The organism is Bifidobacterium sp. ESL0825 (genome assembly GCF_052606465.1).
In genome coordinates, this window is the sequence record NZ_CP199589.1 from 601485 (window position 1) to 622998 (window position 21514).

General features: G+C 63.4%; 18 protein-coding genes. 4 read left to right on the plus strand and 14 right to left on the minus strand.

Annotated features, from left to right (window positions below):
* The first annotated feature begins 5 nt into the window (after positions 1-5).
* The 3 genes from ACUIAG_RS02650 (at position 6) to ACUIAG_RS02660 (ending at position 3793) form a co-directional block, all read left to right on the plus strand.
* Positions 6-1529 (plus strand): carboxylesterase/lipase family protein, encoded by a 1524-nt coding sequence (locus ACUIAG_RS02650; RefSeq protein ID WP_445340070.1) that lies wholly within the window; start codon positions 6-8, stop codon positions 1527-1529.
* Between the two features lie 36 nt (positions 1530-1565).
* Positions 1566-2822, plus strand: a complete 1257-nt coding sequence (locus ACUIAG_RS02655; protein WP_313839699.1) for an MFS transporter — start codon at positions 1566-1568, stop codon at positions 2820-2822.
* A gap of 104 nt (positions 2823-2926) precedes the next feature.
* The gene (locus ACUIAG_RS02660) at positions 2927-3793 is read left to right on the plus strand and encodes a TrmH family RNA methyltransferase (protein ID WP_445340071.1); all 867 of its coding nucleotides are present in this window, start codon (positions 2927-2929) and stop codon (positions 3791-3793) included.
* A 93-nt stretch (positions 3794-3886) separates the two neighbouring features.
* Here ACUIAG_RS02660 and ACUIAG_RS02665 read toward each other — a convergent pair whose 3' ends face one another.
* The 12 genes from ACUIAG_RS02665 to aroC form a co-directional block, all read right to left on the minus strand.
* A complete protein-coding gene (locus tag ACUIAG_RS02665) occupies positions 3887-5203 on the minus strand; it encodes a uracil-xanthine permease family protein (protein ID WP_045924501.1) in 1317 nt (438 codons plus the stop codon).
* A 101-nt stretch (positions 5204-5304) separates the two neighbouring features.
* Positions 5305-6027 carry a metal-sulfur cluster assembly factor gene (locus tag ACUIAG_RS02670; protein WP_445340072.1) on the minus strand — a complete coding sequence of 241 codons (723 nt, stop codon included), beginning with the start codon at positions 6025-6027 and terminating at the stop codon, positions 5305-5307.
* Positions 6024-6611 carry a Fe-S cluster assembly sulfur transfer protein SufU gene (gene sufU, locus ACUIAG_RS02675; protein ID WP_445340073.1) on the minus strand — a complete coding sequence of 196 codons (588 nt, stop codon included), beginning with the start codon at positions 6609-6611 and terminating at the stop codon, positions 6024-6026. The genes ACUIAG_RS02670 and sufU overlap by 4 nt, the downstream gene beginning before the upstream one ends.
* Before the next feature lie 60 nt (positions 6612-6671).
* The gene (locus ACUIAG_RS02680; protein WP_445340074.1) at positions 6672-7946 is read right to left on the minus strand and encodes a SufS family cysteine desulfurase; all 1275 of its coding nucleotides are present in this window, start codon (positions 7944-7946) and stop codon (positions 6672-6674) included.
* Between the two features lie 21 nt (positions 7947-7967).
* Positions 7968-8747, minus strand: coding sequence for a Fe-S cluster assembly ATPase SufC (gene sufC, locus ACUIAG_RS02685; RefSeq protein WP_445340075.1), 780 nt, complete (start codon positions 8745-8747; stop codon positions 7968-7970).
* 1 nt (position 8748) lies between these two features.
* Entirely contained in the window at positions 8749-9975 is a 1227-nt protein-coding gene (sufD, locus tag ACUIAG_RS02690) for a Fe-S cluster assembly protein SufD (protein WP_445340076.1), read from the minus strand.
* Positions 9975-11429, minus strand: a complete 1455-nt coding sequence (sufB, locus tag ACUIAG_RS02695; protein WP_081581024.1) for a Fe-S cluster assembly protein SufB — start codon at positions 11427-11429, stop codon at positions 9975-9977. Before sufB ends, sufD begins: the two co-directional genes overlap by 1 nt.
* 260 nt (positions 11430-11689) lie before the next feature.
* Complete coding sequence (locus ACUIAG_RS02700) at positions 11690-13354, minus strand: CTP synthase (RefSeq protein WP_306220911.1); 1665 nt, start codon at positions 13352-13354, stop codon at positions 11690-11692.
* A gap of 65 nt (positions 13355-13419) precedes the next feature.
* On the minus strand, positions 13420-15963 hold the full coding sequence (locus ACUIAG_RS02705) for an excinuclease ABC subunit UvrA (protein WP_445340077.1): 2544 nt from the start codon (positions 15961-15963) through the stop codon (positions 13420-13422).
* Entirely contained in the window at positions 15960-16430 is a 471-nt protein-coding gene (locus tag ACUIAG_RS02710; protein ID WP_445340078.1) for a type II 3-dehydroquinate dehydratase, read from the minus strand. Before ACUIAG_RS02710 ends, ACUIAG_RS02705 begins: the two co-directional genes overlap by 4 nt.
* Before the next feature lie 3 nt (positions 16431-16433).
* On the minus strand, positions 16434-18065 hold the full coding sequence (locus ACUIAG_RS02715; RefSeq protein ID WP_445340079.1) for a bifunctional shikimate kinase/3-dehydroquinate synthase: 1632 nt from the start codon (positions 18063-18065) through the stop codon (positions 16434-16436).
* 13 nt (positions 18066-18078) lie between these two features.
* Entirely contained in the window at positions 18079-19272 is a 1194-nt protein-coding gene (gene aroC / locus ACUIAG_RS02720; protein ID WP_445340080.1) for a chorismate synthase, read from the minus strand.
* A 62-nt stretch (positions 19273-19334) separates the two neighbouring features.
* Between aroC and ACUIAG_RS02725 the strand changes: the two genes are divergently transcribed.
* Entirely contained in the window at positions 19335-19808 is a 474-nt protein-coding gene (locus tag ACUIAG_RS02725) for a hypothetical protein (protein ID WP_445340081.1), read from the plus strand.
* Between the two features lie 25 nt (positions 19809-19833).
* Here the strand turns inward: ACUIAG_RS02725 and mltG are convergent, their stop codons facing one another.
* Complete coding sequence (gene mltG / locus ACUIAG_RS02730; protein ID WP_445340082.1) at positions 19834-21030, minus strand: endolytic transglycosylase MltG; 1197 nt, start codon at positions 21028-21030, stop codon at positions 19834-19836.
* The gene (ruvX, locus tag ACUIAG_RS02735) at positions 21031-21513 is read right to left on the minus strand and encodes a Holliday junction resolvase RuvX (protein ID WP_445340083.1); all 483 of its coding nucleotides are present in this window, start codon (positions 21511-21513) and stop codon (positions 21031-21033) included. It lies immediately after the preceding gene.
* Position 21514: the final 1 nt, after the last annotated feature.

Sequence of the window (21514 nt, forward strand, 5' to 3'; positions counted from 1 at the left end):
AAATCATGCCAACCGTCACTACAGAATTTGGCACCTACCATGGCATCACCACCTCTCAGGGGACCGTCGCCTACTTGGGCATCCCCTACGCCAAGCCTCCCGTCGGCGCACGCCGCTGGAAGGCCCCGGAACATCTGGATCGTGAGCACCGGGACTACGACTGCACTCACTTCGGCGACTCCGCCCTGCAGAAGTACGATCCCGTCATGTATGCCTCTCGCCGTCAGCAGAGCGAGAACTGCCTGAGCCTGAACGTCTGGGTCGGTCATGAGGGCGCCCAAAAGCTGCCCGTCATGGTTTTCATTCACGGCGGCGCTTACGTGGAGGGTGGTTCGTCCGACCCCATGTATGACGGAAGCAACTTCACCAAGCGCAACGATGTTGTCTATGTCACCATCAACTACCGGGTCAACCTCTTCGGGTACATGAACCTGGCGGGGCTGCCCGGAGGCGACGAATACCGGCAGTCAGGCTATCTAGGGCTCATGGACCAGGTGGCTGCCCTGCAGTGGGTCCAGGAGAACATCGCTGCCTTCGGCGGAGATCCTGACCGGGTCACCCTCTTTGGCGAATCCTGCGGTTCGGGCTCCACCATGCTGCTAACCGTCGCCCCAGCCGCCAAGGGACTCTTCCAAAGGGCCATTGGCGAATCCGGCCCCATCCAGCTCTACAACACCCCGGAATCCACGGCTCCCTATGCCCAGGAATTCATGGAGATGATGGGCTGCAAGACTGCCCAGGAGCTGGCGGCCCTGCCCGTCGGCGACATCATGATGAAGTTCACCGGAGATTTCTTCGCCAAGCATATCCATGAGATCTCGTTGATCTTCGCTCCCACCACCGACGGCGACTACCTTCCGGCCAAGCCTCTCCAGGCATTCAAGGACGGTGCCGCAAAGGACGTGGAGATCATGCTGGGCTGCAACGCCGACGAGTTCGCTTACTGGAAGCTCTACTTCAAGGACTTCGCCAACGAAATGCCCGACTTCTGGCACCACCAGGCCATTTTCCACTTTGACGGCAAGCTGGACTCCGAGCGCTACGAGAAGCTTTGGGAGCAGGCTCACCCCGGAGAAGACCCCGCCGAGCGCTATCTGGAGTACACCAACCAGATCGGCTTCAGGGTTGGCACCAACCTCATGTGCGAGTACCAGTCCAAGTACAACACCGTCTACCAGTATTTGTTCACCTACGCCTCCAAGATCCCCGGCATGGGCTCCTGCCATGCCATTGAGCTGCCCTTCGTGCTGCATAACACCCAGCGGCCTGACCTGCCCGAGACCTTGACCGGCGAGGTGCCGCCCATGCACCTGTCTGATGAGATGAACGACGCCTGGTGCTCCTTCGCAACCACCGGCCGTCCTGTCAGCGGCGCCGGGGATGCCTGGGAGTCCTACAGCGTCGACCATCCAGACACCATGGTCATCGACGAGAACGGCTGGAACCTGCGCCGCGACGTCAACAAGGAGAACATCGACCTGCTTCGGCCGGCATTCGAGGAGTGCCTGCTGGACGGAGACCGTCACTAGGCCGCCTGTTCCACGTAAATCGTGGAGGGAGAGAACATGAACACTCGAAAATCATCCAATTACCGCTGGGTCATCGCGGCCGTGGTCTGCCTGATCGGCATTCTGTCCAACTACATGCAGTACCAGATATCCGCCCTTGCGGTCTACCTGATGCCCATGCTGCACATCGACCAGGCCGGATTCTCGACCCTGCTGCTCATGCCCATGCTGACCGCAGTATTCCTCAGCATCCCCATGGGCACCATCGGTGACCGTGTCGGCCCCAAGAAGGTAGTGCTGACCGGTCTGGCCATCGCCGTGGTCGGCGCCTACATCAGGACCTTCGGCCTCAACTTCCCCTTGCAGATGCTCTCGATGTTCCTGTTGGGGGCTGGCATCGCTGCCCTGAACGCCAACCTGGTCAAGATCTTCAGCGTCTGGTTCGGCGATCAGACGCAGATCGCCATGGGATTCTTCTACGGCTCGGCCGGCATCGGGGTCATCCTGGCCCAGATGGTTGCTCCCCGGTTCTCGGTGCGCACCTCCTATCTGAGCGCAGCCATCATCCTGACCGTGGCAAGCCTGCTCTGGGTCTTCCTGATTCGTGACGCTCCTGAAGGAGTGCAGCTGCCGCCAGCCACCGATTCTCCGCTCAAGTACTTCAATGTCGCGGCAAGGAGCCGCAATGTCTGGCTGATCGCCCTCTGCTACGGCTGCTCCATGGCCGCGTCCACCGCCTTCGCTGGATTCATTCCCCAGACGCTGATCAACAACAACGGCTTCAACAAGACCTCAGCCGGTCTGGTTGCCTCTGCAGCTGCCTTGGGATCCATCGCAGGATCCATCATCGGACCCATGATCAGCTCTCGTCTGGGCAAGTGGAAGGGCTACCTCTTCGCCACCATTCTGGTGGGTACTGCACTCATGGTCTACTTCTGGGCAGTTGTGCTTATGCTGAAGAAGGCCCCGGTCGTGGGTCTGCTCTGCTGCATCATGTTTGTTTCGGGCGCCTTCGGTGCCATAAACGGCCCCATCGTCCAGGCTATGCCCTTCGCCCTGCCTGAGATTCGCGGCAAGTATGCCGGAAGCGCCGGCGGTCTGGTCAGCACTGTTGGCCTTCTCTGCGCCTTCCTGCTGCCCATCATCATCTCCTCGGTCAGCAAGGGCAACTACGTGCTCAACCTGGGACTGGAAAGCATGATCTTCCTGCTCTCCGATGTCTTCGTTCTGCTCCTGCCCGAGCTCGGCCCTCAAGGCGAGATCGCCAAGCGCATCGCCGCCGCCGACCGTCAGGCTGCAGAAGAGAAGAAGTGATAGCTCAGCAAAGCTGAAACTGTAACTGCCTGAGGCGGCGCGACCGGATGTTTTCGGTTGCGCCGCCTATGCTGTTGTCAGAACAAGAGGGAGGAGCGGCAGGCGTGCTCAGGGTGAACATCGACTCCATAGATGATGACAGAATCGAGGCCTACACCAGGCTGACCGAGCCTCAGCTGCGCAATCGTCTGGAACCCGCCAAGGGCCTGTTCATCGCCGAGTCCCCCAAGGTCATCGCCCGCGCCCTGGACGCCGGGGTTGAGCCCATCTCCTTCTTGGTGGAAGAGCCCTGGCTGGAGGGGATGCGCCCCATGTTCGACCAGGTGGACGCAGCCTTCGGGCCCGACATTCCCGTCTACGTAGCCAGCCCCGCACAGCTCAAGACCATCACCGGCTACCGGTTGCATCGAGGAGCGCTGGCTGCCATGAGGCGCTGGCAACTGCCCACTGTGGAGCAGATCTGCCGCTCAGCAAGGCGGGTGGCCGTCATGGAAAACATTGTTGATCACACCAACATCGGCGCCCTGATGCGTTCTGCGGCCGCCTTGCAGGTGGATGCGGTCCTGGTCACTCCCTCCTGCTCCGACCCTCTTTACCGCAGGGCCGCACGGGTCTCCATGGGCACGGTCTTTCAGGTTCCATGGACCAGGATTGGCGGCGACGACATCCACGCCTGGCCCGACCAGGGTATGAGCCAGCTGCATGATCTGGGCTTCACCACGGCGGCCATGGCCCTGAACCGGGATGCCATCAGCCTGGATGAGCTGGCGGAACGGCTAAGGCCAGGTCCCGACCGGATCGATCGCCTGGCCCTCATATTCGGTACCGAAGGCGACGGGCTGAGCCACAGAACCATCGCCCGGGCGGATCTGACTGTGCGCATCCCCATGAGCCACGACGTGGACAGCCTGAATGTGGCTGCCTCAAGTGCCGTGGCCTTCTACGCGACCAGACCCGAACAGGCTGGCTGAGCCTTGCCAGCTGGACAAACAGGCAAACCTTGGCATCAGGCATCTTCGAGTGTCAGTCGGGCAGCCACGGAAGGCCAGACGAACCTGACGCAATCAGCGCTCTTGGGAGACGGCCTGCGAATCCTCATGAATGTAGTCGTCGGGATCGATGGTCCCCCGCCAGCGGCCGATGGCCTTGAGTCCGTGGTACATGACCAGCGTTGCCACAGAGCCGATGGCGATGCCGTTGAAGCTGACCCCGGCCACAGCAAAAGTGAAGTCCGCGATGCCCACGATCATGACGACGGCGCCCACGGTCATGTTGACGGACTTGCCGAAGTCCACCTTGTTTTCCACCCAGATGCGGATGCCCAGCATGCCGATCATGCCGTAGAGCATGGTGGTGACCCCGCCCAGAACGCCAGTGGGAATGGTGTTGATGATGGCCCCGAACTTGGGGCAGAGGGAGAGCAGGAAGGCGAAGATTGCGGCGCACCAGTAGGCGGCCGTGGAGTAGACCTTGGTGGCGGCCATGACGCCGATGTTCTCTGCGTAGGTGGTGGTGCCCGAGCCTCCGCCCAGCCCGGCCAGCGTGGTGCCCAGACCGTCGGCCATCAGGGCGGTGCCGATCTGGTCGTCATAATCGCGGCCGGTCATCAGGGCCACTGACTTGACATGACCGATGTTCTCGGCCACCAGGACAAGCACCACGGGGATGAACATAGCCAGGACTGATGGGTCGGCCTGAGGAGTGTGGAAGTGAGGCAGACCGAACCAGGCGGCCTTCTCCACAGCCGCGAAGTCGACCTGGCCCTGGGTGACCGCGAAGATGTAGCCGACGATGACTCCCAAAAGGATGTTGAGCCGGCCGATCAGGCCCTTGAAGAGGACGGCTATCAGCATGACGGCCACCAGGGTGACCAGGGCGGTCAGCGGAGCTGATTTGAAGTTCTTCCAGGCCGAGGGCGCCAGATTGAAGCCGATAATGGCCACGATGGCGCCGTTCACCACCGGGGGCATGATCAGATCGATCCATCGCGAGCCGGCGAAGTGCACGATCAGGCCGATCAGGAAGAGCAGGGCGCCGGTGACCATGATCCCGAAGGAGGCCACAGCCAGACCCTTGTGGGCGGTGGTCACTGCCAGGACGGGAGCGATGAAGCCGAAGGAGCTGCCCAGGTAGGAGGGCAGCCGGTTGCGGTTGATCAGCAGGAAGAGGGCCGTGGACATGGCCGTGAAGAAGAGGGTGGTAGAGGGGTCGAATCCGGTCAGAATGGGAACCAGGAATGTGGAGCCGAACATGGCGATGACATGCTGGGCGCCGATGCCAGCCGTTCGTGGCCATGTGAGTCGCTCATCGGGTTCCACCACTTCGCCCGGAGCCAATGTTTTCCCGTCGCCGTGCAGTTTCCAGCCCATGGACAATGCCATTTCACTGTGCTTTCTCTCATGCGCCGTGCCGGTCACGGCGGACCGGAAACATCAGTATATTCGCATGGGAGGACCCGGGTCGGTCTACCGGGCGGATACCCTCACTGATAGGTGGGCATGTTTTCGAAGTTGAAGCCGATGGCGGCCAGCTGCTCACGACCCTCAGGAGTGATCATGTCCAGGGTCCAACGCGGCGACCAGGTCCAGTCGATGCGGAACTCCTCAACCAGGCCCGCCAAGACGCTGGCGCATTGGTCCTCGATCAGGTCGGTCAGCGGGCAGGCCGGCGTGGTCAGGGTCATGGTGATGATGGCCCGTCCTAGTTCGTCGATTTCGATGCCATAGACCAATCCCAGATCGACCACGTCAATGCCCAGCTCGGGATCGATGACCTGGTGCAGTGCCTCCCTGACATCCTCAGCAGTGGCCCGGCCGATGTCGTCGACGGCTTTGAGAGGAATGGCCTCCTCAGCGGCGGCCTCAGCATCAGCGGCATTCTGGTCCGCAGTCCTCCCACCATTGGCGGCCGACGCACTGGCCGGGGTTTGGGCACTCGAGCCTTGGTCCGCTGACGGGCCTTCAGGGGAGACTTCAGAGTTAGCTGTGTTGGCACGCTGATCGTCAGACTTGACCGAATCGGACTTCTTGTCCGCCTGGCCGTCGACCTGACGCATGGAACCGCCTTCGGCCGACTTCAGCACCGTTTCCGCGCCCAGGGGATTGCTGGCCAGGGCCTGTGCCGTGCCGGGATCGCTGATCGCCCTGCCCACCGAGGCCAGGATGGAATCCTGGGGCTCGGGTACCAGATTCGTATTGCCGCTCATGCCTGCTCCTCCTTCTCACCTTTGTCGCCCTCTCGCCCAACTGACAGGGCCTGGGCCACCGAGGCCTTCATGCCCTCCCAGCCCAGCAGGGCGCACTTGATTCGCATAGGATACTTGGACACGCCCTGGAAGACCATGGCATCACCGAGAGCGTCCTGCTTCCTCTCGTCCTCGATTCCGGCTCCCCGCGATTCCATAAGCTGGCGGAAGTCTGCAGCCAGATCCATGGCATGGTCAACGGTCTGTCCCTGGACCAGATCCACCATGATGGACAGGCTGGCTTGGCTGATTGAACAACCCGAACCCTGCCAGACGATCCGCTGGATGAGGTCGGGACCGCCCTGCTCACCGGGCGCCACCTCCACATGAATGGTGGCCTGATCCCCGCAGGTGGGATTGAACTGGTGGGACTCGGCAGCCAGGCAGGCCTCGTGCTCCACTCTGATGGCCACGCCGTCGCCATCAGGGTCTTCTCCCCCATCAGCCTGATCCCCTACACGCCCGTGAGGATCCCGGGCTGCGTCCAGGATCACCTCCTGGTACATCTGCTCCAGTTCTTCGTCATCCATCCCGAAATCCGCCATGTCCTCAAACCTACCAGTATGTCTTTGCCAAATCCGTCTATGCGCTGCCGGTGAAGACCCTCAGGCCACCCGGAAGAACTTGCGGACCCCGGCGACGGCATCCAGCAGGGCATCCGTGTCGGCCACGGTGTTGTACACGCCGGTCGAAGCCCGGTTGGAGGCCATCAGGCCAAAGTGCCGATGGACCGGCTGAGCGCAGTGGTGTCCTACGCGGATGGCAATGCCGCGCGAATCCACATACTGGCCTACGTCATGGGGATGGACCCCTTGAACGTCGAAGGCGACCGTGCCGATCCGGTCCTCGGGAGTGGTCGGCCCCAGGATGCGTACCCCGTCCAACTCCCCCAGCCTCAGCAGACCTGCAGTGATGGCCTTCTCGTGTTCGGCCATGTTCTCCATGCCCAGATCCATCAACCAATCGGCAGCTACGCCAGCGCCGATCATCTGGGCCACCGGCTGGGTGCCGGCCTCGAACCGGGCCGGAGGATCCATATAGCTGGCTGGGCGGTCCAGATAGGCCAGCTCCACCATGGATCCGCCGAATGATGCCGGAGGCAGGGCTTCCAGCAACTCACGGCGGCCGTAGAGGAAGCCCACGCCGGTGGGGCCATACATCTTGTGAGCACTCCAGGCAGCGAAGTCCACATCCATGGCATGCAGGTCCACAGGCAGGTGAGGCACCGATTGGCAAACGTCCAGCACCACCAAGGCACCCACCTGGTGGGCACGACGGACGATGGGCTTGATATCAGTGATGGCGCCGGTCACATTGCTGACGTGGGTGACGGCGACCACCTTGGTTCGCTCGGTGATGACCTGGTCGGCTGTATCGGCCAGAACACGGCCATCCGGGGCCAGATCGAAATACTTAAGGACGGCTCCAGTCCGGTAGCAGAGCTCCTGGAAGGGCAGGAGGACCGAGTGGTGCTCGGCCTTGCTGACCACGACTTCATCCCCCGGCTTCAGGGCGAATCGACGTGCCGCCTTGCCTCCACGACCCAGGCTGGCGTTGCCGAAAGCGGTGGCCAGCAGGTTCAGAGCCGCTGTGGCCCCGGCGGTGACGACAATCTCTTCGCCGCCCTCCTGGCCTTCTGCGCCTACCAGGGCGGCCACGCGGGAGCGGGCATGCTCGAAGGCCATGGTGCTGCGGGCGGCCAATTCGTGCGCGCCCCGATGCACCCCGGCGTTGTCCTTCAGGTAGAAGTCCCGAACGGCATCGATGACCGCCAGGGGCTTCTGAGCCGTTGCGGCCGAATCCAGATAGACCAAGGGGTGGCCATGCACCTGCTGGTCCAGAATCGGAAACTGCTGCCGAATGCTGTCATCAATGACCATTGCGGACCTCTTCTCTTATCCTCAGGCCAGGGCTGATTCCGAGTCGGCGCCCTCGGGCAGATACTGGTCGTACCCGGTCTCCTCCAGGGTGTCGGCCAGCTCGGGGCCGCCGGTCTTCACAAAGCGGCCGTCGGCGAAGACATGGACGATATCAGGCTTGATGTACTTGAGGATTCGGGTGTAGTGGGTGACCATGAGCACGCCCATGCCGGTGTTCTCCTTGGCCCTGTTGACCCCCTCGGAGACGATGCGCAAGGCGTCCACGTCCAGCCCGGAGTCGGTTTCGTCCAGGACGGCGAATTTGGGCTTGAGCAACTCCAGCTGCAGGACCTCGGCCCGCTTCTTCTCGCCGCCCGAGAAGCCCTCGTTGACCGAGCGCCGGGCGAACTTGGGATCCATGCGCAGCCGCTTCATGGCATCATTCAGGTCCTTGGTCCACTGGCGGATGGCCGGGGCCTTGCCGTCGATTTCGGTCTTGGCCGTACGCAGGAAGTTGGTCATGGACACGCCCGGCACCTCGACCGGGTACTGCATGGCCAGGAAGAGCCCGGCCTTGGCCCGCTCGTCCGGGGTCATCTTGAGCAGATCCTTCCCATCCAGCAGGGCCTGGCCGGAATCCACCTCATACTTGGGATGGCCGGCCAATGTGTAGGCCAGGGTGGACTTGCCCGACCCGTTGGGCCCCATGATGGCGTGGGTCTCGCCGGAGTTGACGGTCAGCGTGGCACCCTTGAGGATCTGCTTGCGACCCTCCTTGGTCTCCACTGAGACGTGCAGATCCTTGATTTCCAATGTGGACATGTCAGTTCTCCTCCAAAACGTGCTGCATCTCTTGATCCTCGCCGGCCGCCAGCCTGCGGTCGATGACCCCCATCAGGTGCCCGGAGACGCTGGGGACGTCGATCTCCTCCACCAGTTCGCCGAAGAAGCCTCGAACCACCAGCTTGCGGGCCTCCTGCTCGGGGATGCCGCGGGACTGCAGGTAGAAGAGCTCCTCGTCGTCGAAGCGGCCGACCGAACTGGCATGGCCTGCCCCGATGATGTCGCCATTCTCGATCTCCAGGTTGGGCTCGGAATCGGCGATGGCCCCGGGAGTGAGCACCAGGTTTCGGTTGAGCTCGTAGGAGTCGGTTCCAGGCGCGGTGGGCTGAATGAGCGCGTTGCCCACCCAGGTGGTGTGTGCGCCTATTCCGTCCAGGGCCCCCTTGTAGACCACACGGGACTTGCAGTTGGGATGGTTGTGCACCACCATGGTCCGGTGCTCCATGTGCTGGCCGGGATCGACGAAGTAGATGCCCAGCATGTTCAGGTCGCCCTGCTCGCCGCCGAAGTCCTGGTCCATGCGCAGCCGCACGACATCGCCGCCCAGACTGACCACGGAGTGACGCAGGGAGGCCTCGGCTCCCAGGTGGATGCGGTGGTTGCCTATGTGCTTGCTGCCCTTGTCCCACTCCTGAATGAAGGTGGTCGACATCTGCGAATTGTCACCGATGTCGATTTCAACCCCCTCGGCCAGACGTGCCTGGCCCTGGTGCTCGACCACCAGATCGGCCTTGGTGCCCGCTTCGGCCTTGATGACCAGGTGGAAGGCATCCAGTTCGGGGCCGCCGCCGTTGACACGGACCAGCACAGGCTGATCCAGGGTGCCCCTGAGGTTGACCACAGTCGCCTGCTCGCCGCTGGCCCACTCCACAGCGGCCGCTCGATCGCTGGGCTTGAGGACGGTGCCGCAGGGGGCCTGATCCATGGGAACCTGGCTGAAGCTGACCTGATCTGCAGGCGGTTCAGACCCGTCGATCATGGTGACTGAGACCTTGGTCAGGCCGCTGGGCTGGAAGACGGTGAAGAACTCCTCCATCCGGTCGATGGGGGTGAACCGCCAGTCATCCTGCTTGCGGGTGGGCATGGGGAAGTCGTCAGGGTTAAAGGAGCGGGGCTCCTTGTCGGCGCTGGACGGCATGGTGGCCGGGAAAGCATAGGGATCCTTGGGATCCGCATGCGGAATGGTTATTTCGCTGTTTTGTGACATCAGCCTACCGAACCCTCCATCTGCAATTCGACCAAGCGGTTGAGCTCCAACGCGTACTCCATGGGCAGCTGCCGGGAGATGGGTTCTACGAACCCGCGCACGATCATGCCCATGGCCTCCTTCTCCTCCAGGCCACGGCTCATCAGGTAGAAGAGCTGGTCCTCGGAAACCTTGGAGACGGTGGCCTCGTGGGCCATGGAGACGTCGTCCTCGCGGACGTCCACGTGCGGGTAGGTGTCCGAGCGGGAGTAGTCGTCCACCAGCAGGGCGTCGCAGACCACCGAGGAGGAGGACTTCTCGGCTCCCTTGATGATCTTGACCAGGCCCCGGTATGCGGCCCTTCCCCCGTTGCGGGAGATGGACTTGGAGACGATGGTGGAGGAGGTGTGGGGTGCCAGGTGGATCATCTTGGCGCCTGTGTCCTGGTACTGTCCCTTGCCGGCGAAGCCCAGGGAGAGGGTCTCGGCCTTGGCATAGGGCTCAGCCAGGATGCAGGCCGGGTACTTCATGGTCGCCTTGGACCCGATGTTGCCGTCAACCCACTCCATGGTGCCGCCCTCGCGCACATATGCACGCTGGGTGACCAGGTTGTAGACGTTGTTGGACCAGTTCTGGACCGTGGTGTAGCGCACGCGGGCGTGGGGCTCGACCACAATCTCCACGTTGGCCGCATGCAGGGAGTCGGTGGAGTAGATGGGGGCCGTGCAGCCCTCCACGTAATGGACGTAGGAGCCCTCGTCGGCGATGATCAGCGTGCGCTCGAACTGGCCCATGTTGGGCGTGTTGATGCGGAAGTAGGCCTGCAAGGGGATGTCCACATGGACGCCCTTGGGCACGTATACGAAGGAGCCGCCCGACCAGGCCGCCGTGTTCAGGGCGGCGAACTTGTTGTCGTCCGGAGGGATGACCGTGGCGAAGTACTTGCGGAAGAGGTCCGGGTACTCTTTCAGGGCCGTGTCCGTATCCAGGAAGATGACCCCCTGTTTGCGCAGATCGTCGCGGATGGAGTTGTAAATGACCTCGGACTCATACTGGGCGGCCACGCCGGAGACCAGCCGCTTCTTCTCGGCCTCGGGGATGCCCAGCCGGTCATAGGTGGTGCGGATGTCGTCGGGCAGGTCCTTCCAGTCCTTGGCCTGCTCCTTCAAAGGCTTGACATAGTACTTGAAGTCGTCGGCATCGAACCCGCTCAAATCCACGCCCCACTTGGGCATGGGCTTCTCCATGAAGGCCCGATAGCCCTTGAGACGCATCTGCAGCATCCAGTCAGGCTCGCCCTTGTCGGCCGAGATGGCCCGGACCACGTCCTCATCGATGCCCTTGTGGGCGTTGCGCCCGGCATCGTCGGAGTCGTGCCAGCCATAGGTATAGTCGCCGAACTCGGAGATGATCTGGTCGTCTTTTTTGATTTTCTCTTCATTGACGCGGGAGCGGTCGGCCACGTACTGGCTCATTTCCACATCCCGCGATGTGTCTGTCCGCTGCGAGGTGCTGTCCACGAGCTGAGACCTCCTAACACACGCACGGCCGCCATATGCGGCCGATCACACCTTTACAGAATAACCAGGACAGTAGTAAACCGCCAGACCTGGGCTTACGCTCTCTAAGGAATCCAGCCGGCCCTCTTGACAAAGCCGTCGATACGGACAATCGCCCGCTTCCCGACAAGAGGGAAACGAGCGATCATACCGAAAAAGTCCGAAAGGAATCGACCTCAGGCGGCCTCCTGGCCTCCGTGCTCCAGGCTGGCCTTGACCAGGCCGGCGAAGAGGGGGTGCGGCTTGGTGGGCCGGGACTTGAACTCCGGGTGGGCCTGGGTGCCCACATAGAAGGGGTGCTGGTCCTGGGAGAGCTCCACGAACTCGGTCAGCTGCCCGTCCGGGCTGGTGCCCGAGATGTGCAGGCCGGCCTTGTCCAGCCGCTCCTTGTAGGCCACATTGACCTCGTAGCGGTGGCGGTGGCGCTCGGAGATCTCGGTGGAGCCGTAGAGCCGGGCCACCAGGGAATCGGGCTTGAGCACCGCCGGGTAGGCGCCCAGCCGCATGGTGTGGCCCATGTCGCCGTGGCCGGCCACGATGTCCTTCTGCTCCTCCATGGTGGCGATGACCGGGTTCTCGCAGTCAGGCTCGAACTCCGAGGAGTTGGCGTCCTCCAGCCCCAGGACGTGGCGGGCGAACTCGATGACCATGGACTGCAGGCCCAGGCAGAGGCCCAGGGCAGGCAGGCCGGTCTCACGGGCATAGCGCAGGGCGCCGATCTTGCCCTCGATGCCGCGGATGCCGAAGCCTCCGGGGACAACGATGCCGTCCACGCCCTCCAGGGCCTTGCGGGCGCCGTCCATGGTCTCGCAGGTGTCGGCGGCCACCAGCTTGACCTGGACCTGGGACCGGTTGGCGAAGCCGCCGGCCTTCAGGGCCTCGATGACCGACAGGTAGGCGTCAGGCAGGTCGATGTACTTGCCCACGATGGCGATGGCCACCTTGGTGCGGGGGTTGTGGACCCGGTCCAGCAGATCCTCCCATTCGTTCCAGTCGACGTCGTGGAAGGGCAGACCCAGCTTGCGCACCACGTAGGCATCCAGACCCTCCTTGTAGAGGATCTTGGGCACGTCGTAAATGCTGGGCGCATCCACACAGTTGACCACGCCTTCGGCATCCACGTCGCACATCAGGGAGATCTTGTCCTTGATGCCCTGGTTGAGCGGCCGGTCCGAGCGCAGCACCAGGGCATCGGGGGCGATGCCCAGCTGGCGCAGGGCCATGACCGAGTGCTGGGTGGGCTTGGTCTTGAGCTCGTGGGCAGCAGCCACGTAGGGCACCAGGGAGACATGGACGAACATGCAGTTGTCCGGTCCGATGTCCCGACGCACCTCGCGGGCGGCCTCCATGAAGGGCTGGGACTCGATGTCGCCCACGGTCCCGCCGATCTCGGTGATGATCACATCCACATCGTCGCTGGCCTGGGCCCGCATGCGGCTCTTGATCTCGTTGGTCACGTGGGGAATGACCTGGACGCACTGGCCCAGGTACTCCCCCGCCCGCTCCTTGCGCAGGACGGACTGGTAGATCTGGCCGGTGGTCACGTTGGCCTTCTGGGAGAGGAAGACGTCGGTGAAACGCTCATAGTGGCCGATGTCCAGGTCGGTCTCGGCCCCGTCCTCGGTCACGTAGACCTCGCCGTGTTGGAAGGGGTTCATGGTCCCCGGATCGACGTTGATGTAGGGATCCAGCTTCTGTTGAAGAACGCGGATTCCGCGGCTTCTCAGCAGTCGGCCCAGAGAGGATGCGGTCAGTCCCTTGCCCAGTGAAGAGACCACGCCGCCGGTGACGAAAATGTGTTTGGTGATATGCCCTTGCGAATTTCCATGTTCTCTGACCATGGAACTTCAGCCTATCAGGCAGGAGCGACCAGAAAGCGGCCAACACTCGAGGAGGAGGTACGGATTCAGGCACGGCTCAGATGCAGGTGGTCGGCCAGGTAGCGGCCGGTCGCTGAATCCGGGTTACGGGCCACTGATTCAGGGTCGCCCTGGGCCACGATGCTCCCGCCACGGTCGCCGCCGCCCGGGCCCATATCGACCACATGGTCGGCATTGGCGATCATGTCCAGATCGTGCTCGATGAAGACCACGGTGGCCCCCTTGCTGACCAGGCGCTCCAGCACGCCGATCAGGACGCGCACATCCAAGGGATGCAGGCCGGTGGTGGGTTCGTCCAGGACGAACATGGAGCCATTCTGCCTGCGGCCCAATTCGTTGGACAGCTTCAGCCGCTGGGCCTCCCCGCCGGACAGGGAGGGGGTGTCCTCCCCCAGGGTCAGGTAGTCCAGGCCCAGGTCCTTCAAGGTCTGCAGGCCTCGGCGGATGGCCGTGTACTCGCGGCCCTGCGCGAAAACCTCCAGGGCCCGGCCCACCTCCATGGCCAGCAGATCGGGTAGGCTCATAGACTCCGGGTGTGCCGGCGTCGACAGGCGGTAGTGTTCGGCCTCCGGACGGTACCGCCGACCATGGCAGCTGGGGCAGGTGATGGGAATGTCGGGCAGGAACTGCACGTCCAGGCTGATCTGCCCGGTACCGTCGCACTGGGGACAGCGCAGGGATCCGGTGTTGTAGGAGAATGCCGAGATCCCCAGCTTGTCTTTTTTCGCCTGGTCAGTGGCCGCGAAGAGACGGCGCAGCCGGTCCATCAACCCCGAGTATGTGGCCACCGTGGAGCGCACATTGATGCCTATGGGCGAGGAGTCCACCAGGCGGACCCTGTCGATGCCCGCCGGATCCAGACTGTGCACATGCTCGGGCATGGGGTCGCCTTGGATTCGGGCCTGCAAGGCCGGGACCAGGGACTCCAGGATCATGGTGGTCTTTCCCGAGCCGGATACGCCGGTCACCGCCGTCATGCATCCGCGAGGAATGGCCAGATCCAGAGGGTGGACCGTGTGAATGGGTCCTGACTGCATGCGGATCCATTCATCCTCTGCAGGCATAGGGTGACGGTCTCGTACCAGAACAGGCTCGCGTCCATCCAGAAAACCGGCGATGCGTGAGTCCGGGTCTGCAGCGATCCGCTCAGGGGCTCCCTGGGCGAGTATCCTGCCGCCGCGCTCCCCTGCACCGGGACCCATTTCGATCAGATAGTCGGCTGATTGCAAAACCTTGACGTCGTGGTCGACGAAAATCACCGAATTCCCATCGGCCAGCAGGTCGCGCATGACCCCTATCAGCCCCTCCAGGTTGGCAGGATGCAGGCCGGTCGAGGGCTCGTCCAGCACATAGAGCACGCCTGTGGTCTCGTTGCGGACAGCCCTGGCCAACTGGGCCCGCTGCCGCTCGCCGGTGGACAGGGAGGCGCTGGAGCGGTCCAGGGTCAGGTAGCTCAGCCCCAGCTGGATCAGCCGTCTGCCCATCTCATCCAGGGTCTTGCAGAGGGCCGAAGCCATGGGCTGCATGGGTTCAGGCAGCGTGGGCGGCAGCTTCCGACCCCAGTCCAGCACCTTATCCAAGGGCCAGGAGGTGACCTCGGCCAGATTGTCCCCGTTGATCTGAGGCAGACGCGCCCGCTGGTTGAGGCGGGTGCCCTTGCAGTCCGGGCAGGTCCGTTCGGTCAGGAACTTGGCCACCTTGGCCAGACGCTTGTCGTCGTTGGCCCTCTTGAGCTCCTCGGTCACGGTCAGCCGTGCGTTGCGGAAGGTGAAGTCCAGCTCGTGGACACCCTTGATCGAAGTAATGGTGATGTGCTTCTTCTCGGCCGGCCCCTCGAAGACGATCTTGCGCTCCCGATCGGTCAGGTCCCGCCAGGGCACGTCGGTGCGGACTCCGAACTCGCGAACGATGTCGGGCTGGACGTTGAAGCCGAAGGTCCGCCAGGGCACCACGGCCCCCTGGTCGATGGTCAGGCTGTCGTCGGGGACCAGGGTGGCATCGTCCACCTCGCGCACGGTCCCGGTCCCCTGGCAGGTAGGGCAGGCTCCCAGGGAGTTGAAGGCCAGCTCCTCGGCGCTGGGAGGCTCCACCTTAGCGCTGCAGATCGGGCAGGTTATGGGCATCTCGGCTGCGACAGCCAGGGTGGGCTCCTGGCGATGGCCATTGGGGCAGACGTGGCTGGACAGCCGAGAGAACATCAGCCGGAGCACGTTGAGCAGCTCAGTGGCGGTGCCGAAGGTGGAGCGCATGCCGCCCACGCCCGGCCGTTGACGAAGGGCCAGGGCAGGAGGCAGGAAGCGCACCGAATCAACCTGGGGACGCTGGGCCTGGGTCATCCGCCTCCTGGTGTAGGTGGACAGGGACTCCAGGTAGCGGCGGGAGCCTTCGGCATAGAGGACCCCCAGAGCCAGGGAGGACTTGCCGGAGCCCGAGACCCCGGCGATGCCCACCAAACGATTCAGAGGAATGTCTACATCCAGGCTGCGCAGGTTGTGGACCTTGGCGCCGCGGACAAGGATGGCCTCGGGCGGTGCGGAGAGTTTCTCGCTGGTCTGCCCGATGTCGCTCATGCGGTCTCCAGCAGGTGGGCCACTGCTTCCAGGGCCAGCCGGTAGCCGTAGAAGCCCATGCCGGTGATGGTGCCGGTGGCCACCGGCGAGATGACGCTGCGTCGGCGGAAGGCCTCCCGGGATGAAGGATTGGAAATATGGACCTCCATCAGCGGAAGCCCTGCCTGGGTGACCTGGACGGCGGCATCGGCAAGCCCGTAGCTGTAGTGGGTGAAGGCGGCCGGGTTGAGCACTACGGCACTGCCTTGGTCCACTGCCTGATGCATCCAACGGATGACCTGGCCCTCGTCGTCCGATTGCAGCACCTGGACATCCAGACCCAGCTGCAGACCCCATTGTTCGCAGTCCCGGGTCAGGGTCGCCAGATCCTGGCGACCGTAGACATCAGGGTCGCGCACGCCCAGCCGACCCAGGTTGGGTCCGTTGACAACCAGAACCGTCTGCCTGCCCTTGTCGGCATCCGCCATATGTCATTCCTCCTTGCGTATGGCCTGGAAGGCCTCCTTGAGCGCCGAGACCGGCGGGTCGTCCAGGTGGGTGGGTTTGCCCAAACCATCAAGAATGATAAACCGCAACTTGTTGCCACGGGCCTTTTTGTCCCGATGCATGAGGGCCAGCACCTGGTCGAAGTCGCCCCCGTTCCACCAGGTTCTCAGTCCCAGGGAGGACAGAAGCTGCCGGTGGTAGTCGACCGCATCCTGATCCAGATGGCCGGTGATCCTGGCCAGCTCGGCTGCGAAAACCATGCCCACGGACACTGCCTGGCCATGCCGCCAGGTGAAGTGTTCGATCTTCTCGATGGCGTGGCCCAGGGTGTGGCCGTAGTTGAGGAACTCCCGCAAGCCCGACTCCTTGAGGTCCACTGAGACGTGCCGGGCCTTGACCTCGACGGTGCGTTCGATCAGATCCTGGACCACCGTGCCCAGCCACTGGTCGGACTCCTGTCCGTCGAAGGAACGAAGGGACTCAGCCCGCTCCTCCAGCTCGCGCAGGATGCCTCCGTCCATGATGAACCCGGACTTGGCCACCTCGCCCAGGCCTTCTACAAAGATGTCATTGGGCAGGGTCCGCAGGGTCCGCAGATCAGCCAGGACGCCGGCAGGGGTATAGAAGCTGCCGACCAGATTCTTGCCCTGCTCCAGGTTGATGCCGGTTTTGCCGCCGGTGGAGGCATCGACCATGGCCAGCAGGGAGGTGGGGCAGTTCACATAGCGGATGCCCCGCATCCAGGTGGCGGCAATGAACCCGGCCTGGTCTGTGGCCGCTCCACCGCCCAGTCCCACAACCGCGTCGGAACGGGTGAAGCCCTCGGTGGCCAGACGCTCCCAGATGCCCTGGCTGACCTGGATGGTCTTGCCGGCCTCTGCGTCGGGAATGGTAAGATCCACCACCTGATACCCGGCCTGGCGAAGCAGGGCCCGGGCATGGTCGGAATGGCGCTGGACCGGCTGGGTGTGGATCAGGGCCACACGCATGGTCTGGTTGCCAAGCAGCTCGTGCAGCCGCCCGGTCACCCCTGCTCCGATCCTCACGTCGTAGGGGTCGAGACCGCTGACGTGAACCACCCGCTCAGTCAAGGCATCGGCCAGCCGTCTGGCCAGGGCCCGGGGAGTGGTGTTTCTGGATTTAAGGGTGATAGTGGCCAGCTCCTGGTAGACGCTGCGACGCTCACGATAAAGAGCCATCCAGCGCTCCGATGCGCCGCCGCGTAGAAGGGGGCGATGATCCGACCGAGCTGCTCGGCTGACCCCCTCCTCGGGGTCGACTTCCAGGTAGACCACAGCGCCTCCTGCCAGCCGATAGTCCTGCAGCGCCTGGAAGACCTCGGTGCTCATGGGAGCGCCTCCTCCCAGGGACAGGATGCCGCCAGGAAAGTCCTTCAAGAGGTCCAGGACCGTCCTGGTCTCCATGCCGCGGAAAGCCTGCTCGCCCTGAGTATCGAAGATCTCGCTGACCGATCGGCCTGCTTCCTCCTCGATGCACTGGTCCGTATCCCGGAAGGGCGCCTTGATCAGGGCGGCCGTCTCCCTGCCCAGCCGGGTCTTGCCCGCACCGGGCATGCCGATGACGACGGCCTTGGGCATGCTGCTGCTTTCAATCATGGAAGTCCGCCCCTCACCGCAGATGCTCGGGCCAGGACTGGAGGTAGGCTTCGGCGTTGCGCCGAACCTCGTCGAGCGAGTCGCCGCCGAACTTCTCCAAGACGAATCGCGCCAGGGTCAGGTTCATCATGGCTTCGCCGATCACTGCTGCGGCAGGCACGGCGGTCACGTCGGAACGCTGATGGATGGCCTGGGCAGGCTGGCCGGTGGCCACATCCACCGTGCGCAGGGCCCGGGGCACCGAGGAGATGGGCTTCATGGCGGCCCTGACCCTGATGGGCTGGCCGTTGGACGTGCCGCCCTCCAAGCCTCCTGCGTGGTTGCTGAGTCTGCGGATGGTGCCGTCCGGACCGGGCTCCATCTCGTCATGGGCCTGCGAGCCGGGGCGATCAGCCTCGCTGAAACCATCGCCGATCTCCACGCCCTTGATGGCCTGAATGCCCATGAAGGCGCTGGCCAGGGCAGCATCCAGACGGCGATCGTCCTCCACATAGGTGCCCAGGCCTGCCGGCACACCATAGGCAATAACCTCGAAGACCCCGCCGGCGGTGTCGCCGTCCTTCTTGATCTGGTCGATCCTGGCCATCATCCGCTTTTCGGCGTCCTTATCCAAGGTTCTGACCGGCGAGGCATCCAGAGCAGGTCCGTCCTCAGGGCCGGGCGTGACTTCATGGCCCTCCCGGCCGACCCCGGCTATGGAAATGACATGGGAGACGGTCCGTATGCCCAGAGCCTGCTGCAGGAAGTCGGCAGCCACCGATCCCAGGGCCACCCGGGAGGCGGTCTCCCTGGCCGATGAGCGCTCAAGGACTGGGCGCGCATCCGTGAACCCGTACTTGCGCATGCCGGTCAGATCGGCGTGGCCGGGCCTGGGCCTGGTCAGCGGGGCGTTGCGGCCGGTCGCCGGGGGTTCCTGGTCGGCAGGCAGCTCGTCCACGCTCATGATCCGCTCCCACTTGGGCCACTCCGTATTGCCGATCTCGATGGCCACCGGAGAGCCGAGCGTCCGTCCATGTCTGACCCCGGTCAGCAGCCGAACCCGATCCTGTTCAAAGCCCATCCTGGCTCCGCGTCCATAGCCCAGCCGGCGACGGGCCAGGGCCGATTCAATGTCCTTGGTGGACACGGCAACCCCGGCGGGCAGACCTTCCATCATGGCCACCAGGGCCTCTCCGTGGGATTCCCCTGCCGTCTGCCAGCGCAACATATTCAAGCTCCTCGTTCGTTCCTCGTTTGCCAGGTTAGGGCTACGTATGATTATCTTAGAAGATGGTCTACCTCATCCCAGCGCCGGGACTGCTGACCGCCCTCCTCCTGGCCCTGATCGACATCCGCACCCGGCGGGTCCCACGTCTTCCAGTGCTCTTGGGACTGGTTCTGCAGACTGTGACCCTGCTGGTCTTTTCACTGTTCCAGGCTCATCCGATGCTGCTGGTGCAGTGCCTGCTGCTGACTCTGGCCTCTGCAGGCCTTCAGCTCCTGCTAGCCCTGATCCGACCCGGCGCCCTGGGACTGGGCGATGTGACGGCCACGGGTCTGGTGGCCCTGAGCCTGTCGGTTCTGGGATGGGCAACGATCCTGGTCTGGTGGGTGATGATGGGGCTGCTGGGGCTGATAGCCTTGGCCCTGGCCTGGTTGGCTCGTCGGCGTGGTTCGGCCGGAACACGCAACCCGCTCTCGCTGGCCTACGTCCCGGTCATCCTTGCCGCGGCAGCAGCGGCCCTGATCATTGACGCCGTCTAGGCAATTGCGGTCCAAGAGCAGGGCGCTAATCGTTCTGCTCGTTGTGCCGGGATTCCCAGGCCTTGTATTCCTTCACATCGCGGTTGAACTGATCCTGGTTGTCGCTGAACCTGGTCTCTCCCGTGTCCAAGTTGACAGTCACGAAATAGAGCCAGTTGCCCGACTCCGGGTGCATGGCCGCCTGGATGGCCTCGTCTCCCGGGCTGCCGATGGGGCCTGGAGGCAGGCCCTGGTGGACCCTGGTGTTGTAGGGGTCGTCTGCGTTCTGCAGCATGGCATCGGTCAGCTTCAGGGCCGAGACGTTGTTGGAGTAGGCCACCGTGCTGTCCATGCCCAAGGGCATTCCCTTGGCCAAGCGGTTGTCGATGACCCTTGCCACCTTGCCGTAGTATTCCGATTTGTTGACCTCGGCTTCGGTAATCGAGGCTGTATTCAGGATGGTCTGCCGTTCCTGACCTCCGGGTACGCCCAGCTGATCCAGATGCTCAATACGCTTGGAGACCAGGTTGGTCAGGATGGCCTTGGCTGACCCGGCCTTGCGCACATCGTACTCCCCGGGCTGCAGCCAGCCTTCAAAGTCTCCCTGGGCCTCCTGGGGCAGAATCCCCTCCCCCTTGGCTTGAACCAAGGCATCGAATTCGCTCTGCGGCACCCCAGAGAGCTGAGCGGCCCTGGCAATCACATCACGTACCCGCTCGCCGGCCCGCACCTGCAGGAAGCCGCCGGCCTTGTTCCGGTCAGTCAGAATGGTCACGACATCGGAGGATTTCATTCGCAGACGAAGATCGAAGGTGCCGGGCACCAGCCTGGATTCGGATTGGGCGCTGGTGATGGCGTGCAAAAAGGCCTCCGTGGACTTGACCACTCCAGCCTTGACCAAGTTGGCACCGACCTGATCAGCCCCCTGGCCGCTCTCGATCGTGAACTCCAGCGGCGCTCCACCAGGGCCGGGATAATCAGGGGCGACCTCCTTGGTGGCTACGATCCTGGGAGTTCCATGGCGTAGCCCGCCCACCAGAATCACCACGCAGGAGGCAGCAACCACCACGGCCAAAGCGATGAGGAGAACCATAATCCGCTGACGGCGCTTGCGACGTTCACGCCGACGACGCATCTCACGACGCGAACGAGGAGGACGCGGCGGCATGGCGGAGACCGGGGCCTGCCCATCGGCCACCCACTGAACCTTATCCTGGAAGAATTCCTGCATGTCGTCGGCCAATTAGCACTCCTTGTCGGCACGTTGGTTGTCCAGGGCCGACTGCAGCAGCACAACAGCGGACTGCTGATCGACCACAGGACGATGTCTTCGCCCGTCCACGCGGGCATCGTATAGCTGACGATGGGCGCTGACGGTCGTCAGTCGTTCGTCTCGCAATACTACACTGGGCAGTTGCTCAGGGGCAACGCCAGAATCTTGTGCAGCCTCCTGCAGGCGACCGGTCAGGGCACGCACCCAACGGGCCGCCTTTTTGGCGCTTCGACCAGCCTGGCCGCTCAGGAGCAGAGGGTATCCGACTACGACCCTGGACACGCTTTTGTCCAGGATCAGGTCTTCCACCTGGTCCAGAGCCTGGAAGTAGTCGCCCTGAACCCTGATGTTGCCAGCGGGAAAGGCCAGGGTCAGCTCCGGATCCGACAGGGCCAGACCCACCCTGGCTTCGCCAAGATCCACCCCCAGCCATACGGCTGTATGTGATCGCACG